At 70.4% G+C, this 15,076-nt stretch carries 14 protein-coding genes and 1 CRISPR repeat array; of the genes, 4 read left to right on the forward strand and 10 right to left on the reverse strand.

Annotation, left to right across the window (positions count from 1 at the left end; all coding sequences use genetic code 11):
- Positions 1–86: 86 nt before the first annotated feature.
- The 3 genes from ACZ6Y7_RS26465 to ACZ6Y7_RS26475 all read right to left on the reverse strand — a co-directional run bounded on the left by ACZ6Y7_RS26465 (position 87) and on the right by ACZ6Y7_RS26475 (position 3,242).
- The gene (locus ACZ6Y7_RS26465; RefSeq protein ID WP_465760424.1) at positions 87–704 is read right to left on the reverse strand and encodes a HEAT repeat domain-containing protein; all 618 of its coding nucleotides are present in this window, start codon (positions 702–704) and stop codon (positions 87–89) included.
- A gap of 757 nt (positions 705–1,461) precedes the next feature.
- Complete coding sequence (locus ACZ6Y7_RS26470; RefSeq protein WP_465760425.1) at positions 1,462–2,382, reverse strand: phosphorothioated DNA-binding restriction endonuclease; 921 nt, start codon at positions 2,380–2,382, stop codon at positions 1,462–1,464.
- 299 nt (positions 2,383–2,681) lie between these two features.
- A complete protein-coding gene (locus tag ACZ6Y7_RS26475; RefSeq protein ID WP_465760426.1) occupies positions 2,682–3,242 on the reverse strand; it encodes a hypothetical protein in 561 nt (186 codons plus the stop codon).
- Positions 3,243–3,816: 574 nt separating this feature from the next.
- Here ACZ6Y7_RS26475 and ACZ6Y7_RS26480 point away from each other — a divergent pair.
- Together ACZ6Y7_RS26480 and ACZ6Y7_RS26485 are read left to right on the forward strand one after the other, a co-directional pair.
- Complete coding sequence (locus ACZ6Y7_RS26480; protein WP_465760427.1) at positions 3,817–4,665, forward strand: hypothetical protein; 849 nt, start codon at positions 3,817–3,819, stop codon at positions 4,663–4,665.
- Between the two features lie 576 nt (positions 4,666–5,241).
- Positions 5,242–5,658, forward strand: coding sequence for a DUF5959 family protein (locus ACZ6Y7_RS26485; RefSeq protein ID WP_465760428.1), 417 nt, complete (start codon positions 5,242–5,244; stop codon positions 5,656–5,658).
- Between the two features lie 292 nt (positions 5,659–5,950).
- Here the strand turns inward: ACZ6Y7_RS26485 and ACZ6Y7_RS26490 are convergent, their stop codons facing one another.
- Positions 5,951–7,543, reverse strand: coding sequence for an ISL3 family transposase (locus ACZ6Y7_RS26490; protein WP_465760448.1), 1,593 nt, complete (start codon positions 7,541–7,543; stop codon positions 5,951–5,953).
- Positions 7,544–7,777: 234 nt separating this feature from the next.
- Positions 7,778–8,419, reverse strand: coding sequence for a DUF4352 domain-containing protein (locus ACZ6Y7_RS26495; RefSeq protein ID WP_465760429.1), 642 nt, complete (start codon positions 8,417–8,419; stop codon positions 7,778–7,780).
- Positions 8,420–8,844: 425 nt separating this feature from the next.
- Between ACZ6Y7_RS26495 and ACZ6Y7_RS26500 the strand changes: the two genes are divergently transcribed.
- Entirely contained in the window at positions 8,845–9,642 is a 798-nt protein-coding gene (locus ACZ6Y7_RS26500; RefSeq protein WP_465760430.1) for a hypothetical protein, read from the forward strand.
- Positions 9,643–9,797: 155 nt separating this feature from the next.
- Here ACZ6Y7_RS26500 and ACZ6Y7_RS26505 read toward each other — a convergent pair whose 3' ends face one another.
- The 3 genes from ACZ6Y7_RS26505 to ACZ6Y7_RS26515 are packed head-to-tail and all read right to left on the reverse strand — an operon-like array spanning position 9,798 to position 10,476.
- Positions 9,798–9,980, reverse strand: coding sequence for a hypothetical protein (locus ACZ6Y7_RS26505; protein ID WP_465760431.1), 183 nt, complete (start codon positions 9,978–9,980; stop codon positions 9,798–9,800).
- The gene (locus ACZ6Y7_RS26510; protein WP_465760432.1) at positions 9,977–10,288 is read right to left on the reverse strand and encodes a hypothetical protein; all 312 of its coding nucleotides are present in this window, start codon (positions 10,286–10,288) and stop codon (positions 9,977–9,979) included. Before ACZ6Y7_RS26510 ends, ACZ6Y7_RS26505 begins: the two co-directional genes overlap by 4 nt.
- Positions 10,285–10,476 (reverse strand): hypothetical protein, encoded by a 192-nt coding sequence (locus ACZ6Y7_RS26515; protein ID WP_465760433.1) that lies wholly within the window; start codon positions 10,474–10,476, stop codon positions 10,285–10,287. The genes ACZ6Y7_RS26510 and ACZ6Y7_RS26515 overlap by 4 nt, the downstream gene beginning before the upstream one ends.
- 206 nt (positions 10,477–10,682) lie before the next feature.
- Here ACZ6Y7_RS26515 and ACZ6Y7_RS26520 point away from each other — a divergent pair, with 206 nt between their 5' ends.
- Positions 10,683–11,951 carry a transcriptional regulator gene (locus ACZ6Y7_RS26520; protein WP_465760434.1) on the forward strand — a complete coding sequence of 423 codons (1,269 nt, stop codon included), beginning with the start codon at positions 10,683–10,685 and terminating at the stop codon, positions 11,949–11,951.
- Here the strand turns inward: ACZ6Y7_RS26520 and ACZ6Y7_RS26525 are convergent.
- Both ACZ6Y7_RS26525 and ACZ6Y7_RS26530 read right to left on the reverse strand, forming a co-directional pair.
- The gene (locus ACZ6Y7_RS26525; protein WP_465760435.1) at positions 11,932–12,591 is read right to left on the reverse strand and encodes an HAD family hydrolase; all 660 of its coding nucleotides are present in this window, start codon (positions 12,589–12,591) and stop codon (positions 11,932–11,934) included. The genes ACZ6Y7_RS26520 and ACZ6Y7_RS26525 overlap by 20 nt on opposite strands.
- A gap of 142 nt (positions 12,592–12,733) precedes the next feature.
- Positions 12,734–13,783 carry a hypothetical protein gene (locus ACZ6Y7_RS26530; protein ID WP_465760436.1) on the reverse strand — a complete coding sequence of 350 codons (1,050 nt, stop codon included), beginning with the start codon at positions 13,781–13,783 and terminating at the stop codon, positions 12,734–12,736.
- Positions 13,784–13,968: 185 nt separating this feature from the next.
- Positions 13,969–14,790: a CRISPR direct-repeat array (repeat unit 29 nt; unit sequence CGGCTGACCCCCGCGGGTGCGGGGAGGAC).
- Positions 14,791–15,076: the final 286 nt, after the last annotated feature.

Genomic DNA, 15,076 nt, shown 5'->3' on the forward strand with positions numbered 1-15,076 from the left:
CGTTGCTACCACTGCCAGGTCGCAGAGCGTCCCTGGGTCACACCTTTGCGGTGACGCCTCCCCCGGCGATGGGCCGACGTGGGCCTCTACCAGGGGGAATGGGTTCGGTACTCGCCTCGCAGGGACGAGGCGGCCGCGGTGGCCACGTCGGCCCGGGGGCCGGCCGCGCAGTCCCGAAGGAACCCCCGGACCCGAGGCCCCGACCATCCCGCCGCCGCGGCAGCGGCCCAGAACCGGAGGCCGTCGTGCGGCTCCAACGGGCCGAGGACGTCGAGCACGTAGTCGACCGTGGCCGCGTCCAGCCGGAGCCGCTGCATCGCGACCGCGCGCAGCGCCCCGTCGGCGAGCATCGGCGTGCCGCTGCCGAGGCACCACCGCAGAGAATCGGCGGTGCCCTCGGGACCGCTCAGCCGGACGATGGCGTCGCCGAGCGCGACGTACACCATGGTCGCTTCGAAAGGACGCCGGGCGAGCTCCCGGAGCAGCCCGAGCGCGGGCCGATGACCGCACATCCCCAGAGCCATGACCATCTGATACTGGGTCTCCCACGTCCGGGAGTCCTGAACCTCCCGCCGAAGGGCCTCCAGCAACGACGGACCCGCCGCGGGATCGCCGAGCCGACACAGCCGTGCCGCAGCGGACCGCCGCTTGGCCGAGAGCCGATGACGGAGCTGCGCCACGGCCTCATCCAACGTCAGCGCCATATCGGCTCCCCCATTCCATTGTGAAGAGGTCCGGTAGGGCTGCGGAAACGCGTGGTTCGCGGCCCCCAGGCCACGAACTCCTCTCGGCACAGAGCCGGCTCCCGCCATTCGGGCACGAACGCCGAACGCAGCGATCCGAGCGTCTCCTAGCGGGACGGTGGTCGGGTGCGGCTATCACAGGAGCATGCTCGAACAGCCGTCCCGACACCTCGATCTTCAGGTGAACGCTTCCCCGACAGCAGTCCGCTGACGAACACCGCTTTCACCGACTTCGCCCCCTCGGGCCGCCTGACCCCCGCGTACGCGGGTGAGGACGATACATGGATCAAACTGGACTTCATCGTCCGGGGCTGACCCCCGCGTATGCGGGGAGGACCGGGGTGGAGGCCGCCCTCGGGTGGCGGGCGGCGGCTGACCTCCGCGTATGCGGGGAGGACTCTGCCACCGCCTGACGGGCCGTCGTCTCCGCCGGCTGACCCCCGCGTATGCGGGGAGGACCCTTCGCTACCTGGTGTGATGCGGGGGCTTTGCTGTTTCTTTGCAATGATGGTGACTTGCTGTGCAAGCTTCTCATGCGTCCAAGCAGTAAAGGTCTCATAGGGTTTGAGAGGTGTCCGGGTATCCGTGCAGGTGCCCCAGGGCGGCCGGACCCTCGAGGTCGTGATGACCACACTCTGCCGGGTGCTTGCGGCGCGGGCTCGACAAGCCCACCAGTGGCGCAGCTGAGCGGGTTCCGGTCCGTCGGAAGCAGTGGCCGTCACCTGGGGTCCGCCTGGTCTGCGGGGGGACGGGGTGCGCCGTGGAAGACCTGCCGGACGTGCCACTCGCGGTGCCGAGGGGCGACCGTTGGGAGGCCGGGCTGGGGGCCGATGACGGGGCGGCCGGCGAGGGCGAGGACGTGCCGGTGGCTGGCCTCGCTGCGGCCGATGAAGCGTTGGGAGACGAGGATGCGGTGGTCCTGTCCCACGCCGAGGACGCCCTTGTCGAAGAGCTTGTGGTGCAGTGAGCACAGGCATAGGCCGTTGTCGACCTCGTCGGGTCCGTCGTGCGACCACCAGCGCACGTGCGCGGCCTCCAGCCCGACGGTACTGGCGCCGAGGGCTCCGTCGTAGCCGCAGAACGCGCACTGGAACTCGTAGGCGGTGAGTATGAGGTCCCGCATCCGCCGGTCCCGCTGTCTGCGGGCTGCGACGGTGCCGGCGCCGTGGACGGAGCCGGTCTCGGCGCGTTCCAGGTCGAGGCCGACGGTTTCGCAGAGGTCGGCGTGCAGCGACGCCGGGAAGTGGGCGTCCAGCAGCACCCTGGCCATTCGGCCCAGCAGGGGCGGCTCCTGGTCGAGCGCGGCCCGCAGTCCGGGCGCGAGGCGACCGGTGGCTCCGCTGGAGCGTAGGAGCCCGATGCCGCTGCCGGGGCTTCCCGGGCCCTGGTCGGTCCTGACCTCCCACACGCCGTCGCTGACCAGGTGGTGGAACGGGTAGGCAGGCGTCGTCGGGTTCGACGGTCCGTACTCGGCGAGCAGCCGCTTCAGTTCCTCCTCCACCGCGCTGTAGCGCAGTTCGGCGTCGGCGTCGCGCTGGTAGCTGCCGAGGGCGTACAGCAGCAGCAACGGCTTGTGCGGGGCGCGGACGCCGTTGCTCGTCCAACGCCTCAGCCGCGCCACCCGATCGAGCCAGTCCATGGCCGTCAGGGTAGTCAGCGCGACTGACGGGGGACCACGCCGGGGCGTCGGGAGTCAGGCCCCCGAGGCGGCCAGCCCGCCCCGGGGGAAAGCGGGTCGTCCGGGCCGGGAAGGGGCTCGGGTAGTCCGGCGGCGCAGCGTGCCGCGCCGCCGCTGTGGACGACCTCGGCGAGAAAGAAGAGCGAATGTGGCACGCCGCCGACGAGAACGACGTCGCCGGCCGCCCCTCGCGAAGGCGGGGAGGATCGACGGCCAAGGCGTGTCACGTCGGATCCGTGGTGGGCCTGGACTATCGCAGGTCAGTTCGGGGGCGGCGGGGTGGCGGGGCGGTCGTTCTGGCTGGCGACGGTCACCACCCACTGCGGGAACTGCGGCAGGGGTACCGCAGGCGAAGGGCTGGAGTCGGGGCGTAGCGAGGTGGCGTGTAGGAAGGCGACGCGGCAGCGTCGGCACAGCCAGGTCTCCCGCCAGACCCGTTGCAGCTGCTGCCACTGTTCGAAGGTGTGCGGCCATTGGTCGGCCGTACCAGTGCGACGGCTTCGGTGATCGGTATGGAGGGTGAGTCCGATCCCCAGCAGGACCACGGCGACCAGGAGCGGACCGTAGTGGTAGCCGAACCGGTAGGCGGCGTCGGAGCTGCCGCCGTCGTCGTCGGAGAACAGGGCGCGTACCCCGAGCAGACCGAAGAGGCCGGCCAGGACGAGGAGGGTGATCGCGGCCCCGGTCGAACCTCCGGGTTCGGGCGGCATCGACAGCAGCTCTCGCGTCGTGGGGTCGAGAGGCCGGTCGGAGTCCAGCAGGGCTTTGCCCACGGCGACGGTTTCGTCCGCCGCGGCACACGTGGGGCAGGTGACGCTCATCGAGAGGCTCCGGAGGTGATGCACGGCGTGCACAAGGATGGGCACGTAGTACAGCACGCGTGACTGACTGATCGTGTGGTCGGGGTTCCCCATGCGAAGGGGGCACGACTGACGGCCGGGCTTCAGGCGAACCGGGCAGGTTGAGGCTGGTCCGAACCGCCGCTCACCCCCCTGACGAGGCGGCCGCCCCACCTGCGTCAGGCCGGGGCTCGTCCCCTTCGTCCCACCCGGCACGGTGAGCCCGGTGGCTGGCGAGCCGGGCCGGGTTCCAGGTCCCACGCGAGCCGACAGTCGGCGGGACCCTGCCAGCAAACCCGGTGTCCCTGTCGGCGCTCATTTGAGTACGGATACTCAGGTGCCGGTCGGGCCAGTCACCTACGGTGGCTGACAGCCGATTTCCTCGAACTGTCAGCGCGGCACCGATAGTGCGGGCTAATCGCTTGATCGCGGCTAGTTCATGTTGCTTCGACCACTGATCACCGCAACGAGCAATCAGTTACTATCCGGCGACAACTTGTCAGATGAATGCGGACCTCGGGGGGACACCGGGTCCGGAACCAGAGGGGAATCGAGCGTGGCCGATCCTGACGCGGCTTTGGAGTTCAAGGTCAGCCCGGCCCAGCTGGACGGTTGCGGGCAGAGTGCCCAACACATAGGGGGCCTGATACCGGGCGAGACGTCGAAGCTCTCGGAGCCGTGCAACCAGGCCGCCGGCACCCTGCAGGGCTGGCTCACGGCCGCCGCGGTACGCGACTGCGGTACCAACTGGAAGACGCTGCTGGACAAGCTCGCCGGTGACATGGGAGATGTCGGCGCCAAGCTCGCCACGACGGCCACCTACTACCGCCAGGTCGAGAAGGGACATTCACTCGACGATGCGGAACCCGGCCGCACCGGTCCCGAACGAGCCGGACCCCTTCGGCTCAAACGAATCACTGCCACCGCCACGATGCTGATCGCCATGCTGGCCCTGAACGCCTGCGGAGCAGCGACCCTGAGTGAGCGCTCGAAGCCCACCATCACCTTGGACCAGGCCAAGAAGCAGATAGACGCCTACCTCACGGACATTCAGGCAAAGCTACCGGTCAAACCTGTGAAGAGCTCGGGTGATTTCCGCGACCTGGAATGCGACGCCAACGACGTCGGCCCGCACGGGAGAACACAGAGCAAGAGAGAATACGACTACGGTGACGTCCCTGCCGCGCCCAAGGCCGAGGCCGTAAAGGCCTTCCGCGACTTCCTGACCAGCCAAGGTTTCGAACCGGACAAGGACGCCGCCGGATCACGCCCTGACTGGATCAGAATGATGAACCCCAAGGACAACTTCCTCGCCACCCTGGACGGGATCTCCGACTCCAGCCACGACCTCTCCATCCGGGTCAGCTCCCCCTGCGTCTGGCCTAACGGGACGCCACCGGCCTGACCCGGAGCACGCTATCGCCGAACCCCCGAGGGCGCGGCGACCTGCACCCGCCTCCGGGGCCGCCGTGCCCCGCGATCGGTTGCGGCCAGGGTTCCGTCCGGGTGTGATCATCGGTCCTGTACGAACACACGATCCGTCGTGTGCAGTGGCCGTGACATGCCGAAGCCCGGTGTGCTTCCGCGCAACACTCCTGGACCAGCCCCGGCGGCCCCGCCGTAACCTCCCGCGCACACTGGGGAGGACCGGTCCCCGTCCGAACCCCCGAGCGGGCGGTGGACCGGTCTCATCCGCCCACGTGCCGCATGCGGTCGGTAACGTGCCAGGCGGGCGCCACCGCCCCGAAGGCGGCACCCCGTGGGCGCTCTGCGGCCCCGTCTTGACGTCGCGGCTCCGGCGGCGACACCCGCCTGGCTGAGTAGGTGAGAGCTGGCAGCTTTTGTCGGTGAGTTTGGGCAGCAGGTGGTGATCAACAGGCTGCGGAATATCGGCCAGACCTGACAGCACCCCGGCCGGAGGCACGTGTGTCGGTGGCCTCCGGAATGATGCCCCTTATTCGAGGCCGACGAGAGGACTGCGATGGATGACGACCTTGGCGACCTGATTCACCTCGCTGATCCGCCGGGAACGAGCGGCCACGTGGTCTCTCTCCGGGTGCTGGAGCGGGTCCCGGGCAGCGACTTCCTCGACTGCGAGTTCGTTGTGGAGACCGAGACCATCAGCGGCAGCTTCCCTGTCGGCATCACGTCCGATGACCTCGACGCGTGGGAGGAAGCCCTCGACAAGCTCGCTGGTGATCGGTTGGTCTCGTGGCTGAACTCCGGCAGGTCGGTCCAGCTCGGGATCAAGCCGTTGCGGTCTGGTGTAATCGGAGTGTCGATCCATGACGGTCCGTCGTCACAGGTGACGGTCAGCCTTCCTCTCGCGCCGCCGGCCGGCTGGATCGAGGATCACCGTGCGCGTCTTGAGCACGTGCGGCGGGTGCTCGTGGGCTGACCTCCCGACCAGGTGCTGTCACAACTCAGGTTCTGGCTCAACTTCCGTGACGTGGTGACAGTCAGTCACCCCGAGAGGGGCGGTGGTGTACGGGGATCGGCCTGGTCTCCGCCGGTCCGGATGTGGAAGACTCACCAGGTCGCTTCAACAGGCGCCGCCGGGGCGCCCGAGGTCCGATCGTGGACCGAACCAGCGGGAGTATGAGGCGGTGCAGGCGGTAGCCGCACGCGTGGCGCGCGATCGGCGTCCTGAGTAGGCCCCGCTGGATCCCGGCCTCGACTACCTTCACGCGTTACGCCAGCAGCACCCTCTTGCGGAGAAGCGCGAAGCCTGCACGGCCGAACATCTGGCGCTTGAGCATCTTGATCCGGTTGACGTGGCCTTCGACGACGCCGGAGTTCCAGGGGAGGGTGAGTCCTGCGATGACGGCGTCCCGGTCGCGGTCGATGCCGGCGGCGAGGGTGTGGAGGCTTGGCAGGTCGTCCTGGCGGACCGCGTCGAGCCACTCCGGAAGCCGCTCTCCTTGGCGTTCCGTCAGCATGACGGCGAAGGAGCGGACGTGCCGGGTCAGGGCGTCGAGCTCGGGGCAGTGGGCCAGGATGGTCTTGAGCTGGAGCTGCTCGGCCTCGGACAGCGCCGTGGGGCGCCGGAGAATCCAGCTGGCGACGGTGCGGGGCGATGGCGTCGGTGCGGTAACCGGCTGCGGCGAGGTGCGTTTGAGCCGGATGTAGGCCCGGACGCGCTGGTAGCTGCCCTTGTAGCCGAGCGGGACGATCTCTTCCCAGAGCTTCCAGGCGTTGGTGCAGCCCTCGCTCCAGCGGTCGTCGAGGTACGGCTTGTAGTCGTCGAGGACGGACGGACGATTCTGCCACTGGCCTTGAAAGAGAACCTCTGGAGTCACGGCGTCGGCCAGAACCTTGACCGTGCGGTAGGTCATGCCGAGCTGCCGTTGGACGGCGCGCCGGCTGTGCCCCGCCGCCAGCAGGGCGTGCACCGCGGCGTGCCGGGCCCGAGTGCGGTCTGCGAACCGGAAGCCCGTCGGCCAGGGCTGGTCGGCGTTCTCCTCCTGGAGAACGGGTTCGGCGGTAACGTTCGGACTCGGAGCTGAAGTTACCGTGCGGAGACACTGGCGGTGGCGGGCGACGGCTCGCTCAGCCGCCTCGCTGAGGTTGTGCCACAGGTGCCAGCGGTCCGCGACCTGCACGGCTTGGGGCGCTCCGACGGTGGCACCCTCGGCGAAGAACGGGGCGCGGTCACGGCAGACGACCTCGATGCCCGGCCGCTCGGCCAGCCAGGCCGCCAGACTCGATGCCTCCCGGTCGGGCAGCAGGTCCACCGGCCGACGGGTCTCGGCGTCAACCAGCACTGTCCCGTAGGCACGGCCCTTGCGCGTCGCGTACTCGTCGACGCCCACCACCCGCGGGCACGGAGGCTCCGGATCGGGAAGCTCCTCGACCATCCGCAGCACCGTGCTCCGGCTCACCGACACCCCGAACACCTCGGCCAGGCGGGCGCCGGCCCGCCCGGCCATCGCCAGGCCGACCGCGGCGAGCGTCGACCGCAGTCGCTCGGTCCATCGGCCGTGGCGCCGGGTCAGCCCCGCGATCTGCTCGGCGAAGGTCCGCCGCCCGCATGACGAGTTCCCACACACGAAGCGCCGTACCCGCAGGCTCAACCGCACCCGTCTCCCCCCGACCGGCCCGTCGACGGGAAACCGCAGGTAGCAGCTGTGCACCCGGGTCGACCAGCCCCCGCACCCCGGGCAGCTGTAACCCGCCGCCGAAGACTGAACCCTCAGGTTCACCGACTCGACGTCCACGTCGACCGACAGCACCGCGACACCCGCGACCGACGGAAACAGCAGCCCCTCCAAGTGGGGCACCAGATCGTCCACGGTTCCGCACTGTCAGCCACTGCGGCTCAGCCGCTGGCGATTTTCAGGCAACTTCCCAACGTCGATAACACCGCCGAACCGTCACTCACGGTATGCAGGCCACGGAAGTTGAGCCAGAACCACAACTCACGTATAAAGCCACCCGCCCTGTCCCGAGAGCTCTTCAGGACCGGTTCACCGGCGCAGCGGTACGCGTGACGAAGGATGGCCGGTGTCGCTCCGGGCTCAGGAGACGGTCCACTGACCGGTGCTGGGAGCGAACCCGCTGTCCAAGGTGAACTGGATCTTCGCGATTGTCGACGAGGCCGGAACGGCGAACGTGATGTAGCCGAGGGCCGTATCGCCGGGCGGCACGGTGACGCTGCCGGGAAACCCGGGGCCGGCGGATGTCTCAGTCGCGACGCTGGCGGTGAACTGCTGTCCCTCACTGTCGACGAGCCGCGCGCCGTTGCTGGGGCTGTCCTTGTAGACCGCCGTTCCGGTGTTGTGGAGCCGGAACTGGACGGCGACCAACCGCGTGCCGGCCGCGGGCGACTCGAACGTCTCCTTCGCCCGTGCGGGGTCGACGACCTTGACGACCGTGACCTCTTCGCTCTCCTCCGGCTTCTGACCGGGGAGCGTGAGAGTGCTCCCGACGGAAGCAGCTACCGCAGTGGCGACGGCAGGCGTCGACGGCGTCGCCTGCCCTGGTGGCGTCGACGCTGTCCCGAACGGTGCCGACGTCACCGGACCACTCTGCGGCGAGGTGACGACCGACTGCCCGTTCGAACATCCCACCGCCAGCGCGACCAGGGGCAGACCCCACGCCAGCACGACCACACGACGCATCAGACCCACCATCCCCGGTAACCGCTGCACGACCACCACGATCCCTCCGAACCGCCAGACGCGCACCCGCCGACACGCTCGGCTTCTCACAGAACGACCTCGCAAGCGAAGTCCGGTGCTTTCGAGCCCGCCCGGCCTCGGCCCCGGTTTTCTGGCAGCCGCCGCGACGGGCGGCCGGTGGTGGGCGCCGTCGATCCGCCGCAGCGGAGCGATCCGACAGGCTCAACGCATCGGGTACTGCGACGGATGCCACTTGAGTACGGGTACTCAAGTCACCGCCCAGGTGGATCGGACACGATTCAGAGCACGACGGAGGTCGTACGCGAAAGCGTGGCCGGCCGACGTCGAGTCCCCAAGCGGCACACGGAGAACCACGGCAGCGAGCCGCAGACGTGCCGCGGCCGTACCCCGGACTCCGGCGACCGTTATGGCCGCCCCACCCGACGATTCCCATGGAGGTCCCCGTGCCCACCGCCCGAGCCGTCAGCCGACTGCCCCTCATGGCCGGTTCGGCCGTGCTGGCCGCCGTCGTCGTCACCGGATGTTCCCCCGAGCCCGGGCCCACCCCCGCCAAGCCGGTCATCACCCCGCACGACAGCACCACGACCCCGGGCGCCGCCCCCACCGCCACGCCGACGCTCCGGACCTCGGGAAGCCCGGCGTTCGGCTCTCCCAGCAGCACACCGACCGGCCCTCCGATCCCCACCGGACCGGCCCTTCGCGCCCTGCTGCCGACCACCGCCACCCTCCCCGCCGGGTGGACGATCAAGGGCAACGGAAACGAGACCGACACCGGCACCTCCATCGTGGACGATCCGGTCGCACCGACGCTGCCACAAGAGCCGTGCACCCAGATGCGCCTCAGCGGAACGATCCTCTCCCAGGACCTCAAGGCGTCGGGCGCGATGAAAGAGGTCTACGACGGCGAGAACATGGCCCAGGTCTACCTGGCCGCCTACCACGCCGGCGACGCGGCCAAGCTACTCGGCGAGATCCGAGCCTACGCGGAGCGCTGCAAGTCCTTCACGGGGAAGGGGATCGACGGCAAACCGGTCCCGCTGACCGTCACCCAGCAGCCCGTGCCGGGCCTCGGCGACGAGGCCCTCGACATGAAGAAGGTGCCCCAGGGCCCGTACCACAGCGAAGAGATCCTCGTGACCCGGATCGGCGACCGCGTCCTGTTCCTCAGCGGCGACGACATTCTGGGCCGCCTGCCGCGCCTCATGCAGCTGGCAACTCCGCTCTCGAAAGCCGTCAAGTAGCAGCCTCCGTACGGGGGACTGTCCGCCACATGTAGCGGCTGGGTTACCCCCGCGGGTGCGGGGAGGACGCGCACGGCTTTTCCGAGAAACCCACGGCGTACGGCTGACCCCCGCGGGTGCGGGGAGGACGCGAACGAGGTGCCGGGGCCGGACCTTCAGGCTTCGCAGCCGTCCGCGTCGGCCTCGGTCGGCCCGCGCTCCGGTTCGGGGCAGTGTTCGACGATGGAGGTGTGTGCGGTGAGGTCCTCGATCCACCGGCCCCGCACCCACGCGCCGCAGTACCGGCAGCGTCCCAGTTCGACTCCGTCCCCGGCCGGTGTCCCGCCGCCGGCGATCACCGGTCGTCCTGCGGGGTAGTCGGCCGGCATCGGCTGTGTGTGGGCCGCCGCCAGGTCTCGAGGGGGCGCGCGCAGCCGGGGTGGGCGTAGGCGGCGCGGCTGTACGCCAGGCTGCCGGGGGTGGCGGACAGGTCGTACATGTCCCCGATGAACACCGGATCCCCGGTGCACCGCGTGCCGATCACGCAGGCCTCGCCATGCCACTGCTCAGGGGTCACCCGGATCTCCCGGTGGGGCCCGTGGGTCGGCCTGAGCTGCACCGGGGTGATCGCAAGCCGCTGCGCCGTGAGCCGGTCGCCGGTACTCATCGCCCTCCCTCCCGGCGACAGCCGTCTGCGCAGGCCACAACGGGCCAGCCGAGTGGGGCGGAGCCCTCGCCGGTCGGCGTGTAGACGTGGCCGGCGGGCTTCATTTCGCCGTTGGTGGCGCCGCAGCGGATGCAGGCCTCGCCCTGCAGCTGGGCGTGCGTCGGCGGCGGGGACATTGTCTTGGGCACGTACGCCTCCTCACTCTCAGTCGCCTGAGGTCACCGATCGGTGACAGGGGTAATCGTTCCCCTGAAGCCGGACGTCCTGAAGGCCTTCCAGAGGACATCGAGAGGACGCCTAGCGGACTCGACAGTCAGATCTATGGCAAAGGGGTCCCCGAAACGTCCTCAGGCGCCGTAGTGTTGACCCGACATCGGCTCGTCCGGAGGACTCTGTGCCCAACACCGCGCTCAAGGCGGCCCGCCAGGCGGCCGGCCATGCCAGCCAGCAGGCACTCGCCGACGCCCTCACCCGCGCCGCCCGGCAGCTCGGGCTCGGCGGCATCGTGGTCAGCACCCGGCAGGTCAGACGCTGGGAGTCCGACACTCCGCCCTGGCCCAGCGAGGAGTACCAGCGCCTCCTCACCCACGTCCTGCACCGACCGATCGAGGAGCTCGGGTTCCGCGCCCCGTGGAACCGCGCCGCCCACGCTTCCGTACCTCAGCCGTCGGCCGCACCCGTCCGGTCACCCGCTCCGCCCGCCCTCCGGGGCTCACTGCCTCGGCCGTACGGGCCCAGTGGCACACAACCCGCAAGCGTCGGCGCCGACTTCGCCGTGGTCACCGGGGCCCACCGGCGGCTGTACCTCTCGGCCGCCCCGGCCGCTCTACACCCGGCGGTGGCCGCCCACACCGAACTCGGCCGGGTGCTGCTCGGCGAGACCGACGGTGTGGCCCGCGGCGTGCTGGCCTCGGCTCTCGCGGAATCGCTCCTGCTGCTCGGCAGGATCGAGTTCTTCGACCTGCGGCAGTCGGAAGCCGCTGACGCCACGTTCGTCCGCGCGCTCCAGGCGGCAGGCGAGGCGGACGACCACCTGCTCGGGGCCGCGATCCTCGCCCACAGCGCCTTCGTCCCCGGATGGGACGGTCGCATCGACCGCGCACGCGAGCGCCTGCAGGCGGCACGGACCTACACCCGCCGGGTCTCCGCCTCCGCCGAGATGCTGGCGTGGCTCGACGCCGTCGAAGCCGAGTGCCTCACCCGGTGCGGCGACCACCGCGGCGCGCTCGCCCTGTTGAGGCATGCCGAAGACGTCCTGAGCACCGGCGGCGACGTGTTGCCGCCGGACTGGTTCACGTGGTTCTCCGCGACCCGCCTCCACGCGTTCCGCGGCAACACGGAGCTGCTGGCCGGGCTGATCCCCCAGGCCCGCACCACGCTGGAGCAGACGCTCGCCGACCTCCCGGACACCGACGGCAAACAGCGCGCGGTCGTGCTGGCGGATCTGGCCGCCGTCGAGGCCGCGGCCCGACGACCGGAGCAGGCGTGCGCGCTGCTGGAGCGGGCACTCGACCAGCTGGCCGTCACCTGGTACGCCACCGGCATGGAGCGGGTCCGGGAGGCTCGGCGGGCGCTCGTCGCATGGCAGGACTCGGCGACCGTCCAGCGCGTGGACGACCGTCTGTACTCCTGGTCGGCGACGCTCAGCTCCCTGCAGCGTTAGCCTTCGCGATCAGCTCCGGCAGTTCCAAGAGCGAGTCGATCCGGAACGTCGCCCGCTCGGCGGCCGGGTCGTGCTGCTGGATCCAGCCCCACGGCCCGCGCCGGATCAGCGCCGTACGCATCCCCGCGCGGGCGGCCGGAAGCACGTCATTGTCGAGCCGGTCGCCGACGTACAGGATCTCGCCGGGATCGGCGGGCACGACCTCGGCGACGCGCTCGAAGAAGGCGAGGTCGGGCTTGCTGGCACCCCAGTCGTCCGAAGTCCCGATCAGATCGACGTCGGCGGTGAACAGGTCACGCAGGATCCGGCCGGCACGCACGGTCTGGTTGCCGGCGATGGCCAGCCACAGGCCGTCCGCGCGGAGCCGGGCGAGAGCGGGCCGGACGTCGGGGTACAGGTCGTCCTCCCCGAAGGTCTCCGGATCGCCGGCAGCCGCGCGCTTCTCCCGCTCCTCGTACAGGTCGAAGCCCGGGCGGAACACCTGAAACGTCTCCCGGTAGTCCCTGCCCTCCGCGATCACCGCCCCGAACTGGGCGACGAAGGTGTGCCTCGGCACCTCCAACCAGTCGGCCCAGGTCCCGTACTCCCTGGTCTCGTCGACCAGGCACTCCCCGACGTCGAACACCACAGCCTTGATCATGTCCGCAGCCTAACGGCGAGCGGATGTCCTGGGGGCGTGTCATTTCCGCCGTCGTCCCGCCGGTTCGGCCAGCCCGAGGTGAGAGTGTCGGGCAGTCAGGAGGCTGGACGGATCGACCCGGCCCCTACGACCCCGTGCGCTATCACGATCGGTACGCGGCGTCGTGATACCAGCGCAGCCGGGGGCTGCGGATCGCGGGCAGCCTGACCAGGGTGTCCCTGAAGGCGCCGTCGTGGGGTTGGAGGGGGTACCAGGGGCGCGATGGCAGTGGGTAGTCGTCGCGCAGGACACCCGCCGGGAGTACCCCGGTGGCGGGCGTCGGCGAGGTCTCCTCCCCGGGGCTGGTGAGATACGCCCAGACCCCGCTGTCCAGGGGCACTACCGTCGCCTCTCGGTCGGATGGGCGCCACGGCTCGCCCGTCCTGGGGTGGCGGGGGACGAGGAGGACGTCGGGGCGAGGCTGGGGCTCGGGGATGCCCGGGCCGGCCAATCCCACCGAGCGGGAGTCGGACCCGGACGGGAGGTAGCGGGCGACGGCGTGGCCGAGCAGCTCGGCGACGGGGCCCGCCGGGAGGGTCACCGGGTGGTTCTCGGTGGCTGCCACCAGGTGGGCCAGCGCGACGCCGATCGCGGCCTCCCAACGACGACTCCACGATCCGTCGAGTTCGACGGGCGGGACGCGGTGTTCGGCACGTTCCAGGTCTGCCCAGTCGGGCAGCGGGTCGTCCGGGAGCCCCGAGGGACGACGGACGACCTCGTCGGGCTCCAGCCACACCGTCTGCCACGAGCCGCAGTCGTCAATCCGCGTCGCCACGGCCCGTCCGCACCCCGTACAGGCCAGATTGGGCCCGGCCCGGCCATCCACTCCGCGGCAGTAGCCCTCGCACTTCTCCAGGATCAGGGTCATCGACCGGGAGTCACCGGGCGCGATGACGATCCGTTCTCGCGCGCCGAAGGAGACGGCGTACACCGGCGCATACACCCCCTGCCGGGCAGCTGCCTCCTCTCCGACCTCCTGCCACAGCCGCCAGGGCGGACCGGTGGGCTGCGGGTCGACGGCGTACGTCCCCGGCTCCATCAGCGGCGGGTGGAGTTCCTCCCAGGCACCGTGGCGGGTGTGGACAGGCAGAGCGACCCGGGACACCGGCACCGTCAGCTCGGTGCAGCACCCGGCACACGCGAACACGTCCAAACAAGCTCCCTCGCTGCGGCTCCCCGGGATTGTGCCGCGCGCGCGGCGGACGATCCATCGGTTTTCACAGCGGCTCCAGGGATTCCGGGGGTGCGTCGTCCCAGGAGTGATGACGGGTTGTCGGCGCCGCCCCGTTTGCCTTCTTCCAGATGTGCGAGCAGCGATCAGTCGGCGCTCCGGGGCAGCTGCTTACCCCCGCGAGTGCCGGGAAGACAAGTCCGCCCTCACCCCCACCCGTGCGCAGCCCAGCTGACCCCCGCGGGTGCGGGGAAGACATTGAGCGGCTACCGGCCTTGTTCGGCTTGAACGGCTGACCCTCGCGGGTGCGAGGAGGACGCGCTGATCTCGACGGCCAAAGGGCCTGACGTCGGTTGACCCCCGCGGGTGCGGGGAGGACGACGACACGGGCGAGGTCATCGGCGAGGAAGACGGCTGACCCCCGCGGGTGCGGGGAGGACTCGTAAACAGCCTGAGTAGCCGGAACCATGCGCGGCTGACCCCCGCGGGTGCGGGGAGGACGACATCACCCACACACCCGGGTTCGTGGTCAGCGGCTGACCCCCGCGGGTGCGGGGAGGACAGGATGGCGCGCGCGCCGTGGACGGTGAAGGCCGGCTGACCCCCGCGGGTGCGGGGAGGACCGCGAGCTAGCGGAACTGGCCATGTCACATCACGGCTGACCCCCGCGGGTGCGGGGAGGACCAGCTGAACCGCCCGGAGACCGTGATGCTCAACGGCTGACCCCCGCGGGTGCGGGGAGGACAGGTCGTCCAGCCCGGTCGACATCTGGGCGACCGGCTGACCCCCGCGGGTGCGGGGAGGACACGTTGCCCGTTGAACCCGTGTCGTTTTTGGCCGGCTGACCCCCGCGGGTGCGGGGAGGACACCCGCTGGATGACCTGGGCCCGCCAGACCGGTGGCTGACCCCCGCGGGTGCGGGGAGGACAACCGGACCGGGCGGTTGCGGGTCAACGACCACGGCTGACCCCCGCGGGTGCGGGGAGGACCCTTCGCGACCTGGGCGTCTGTGGCGGCTTTGACATTTCTTCGCATTGTCGGCCGCGTTGTGCCCACACGAGTGTCTCGCATGGTGTCGATGAACCGTTGAGGTGTCAAAGGGCTCTCGAGATTCTGCCACGCCCTATGGCATCGGGCCCCCAGGTGATGCAACCGGGACGTGGTCTAGCGCGGTCAGGCGCGCCCGTCTTGTTCGTGCATAGGAGGACAGGGCCGCTCCCGGCCCGGGTGTGTCCGCCGCAGCCGTTCGCCCCGCCCGGCGCGCGGCCCGACCAT

The organism is Kitasatospora sp. NPDC053308 (assembly GCF_055585785.1).

Bases quoted from the DNA above. Each gene is read 5' to 3' on its own strand.
- ACZ6Y7_RS26465 (WP_465760424.1), bottom strand. From the start codon at position 704: ATGGCGCTGACGTTGGATGAGGCCGTGGCGCAGCTCCGTCATCGGCTC.
- ACZ6Y7_RS26470 (WP_465760425.1), bottom strand. From the start codon at position 2,382: ATGGACTGGCTCGATCGGGTGGCGCGGCTGAGGCGTTGGACGAGCAAC.
- ACZ6Y7_RS26475 (WP_465760426.1), bottom strand. From the start codon at position 3,242: ATGAGCGTCACCTGCCCCACGTGTGCCGCGGCGGACGAAACCGTCGCC.
- ACZ6Y7_RS26485 (WP_465760428.1), top strand. From the start codon at position 5,242: ATGGATGACGACCTTGGCGACCTGATTCACCTCGCTGATCCGCCGGGA.
- ACZ6Y7_RS26510 (WP_465760432.1), bottom strand. From the start codon at position 10,288: ATGAGTACCGGCGACCGGCTCACGGCGCAGCGGCTTGCGATCACCCCG.
- ACZ6Y7_RS26525 (WP_465760435.1), bottom strand. From the start codon at position 12,591: ATGATCAAGGCTGTGGTGTTCGACGTCGGGGAGTGCCTGGTCGACGAG.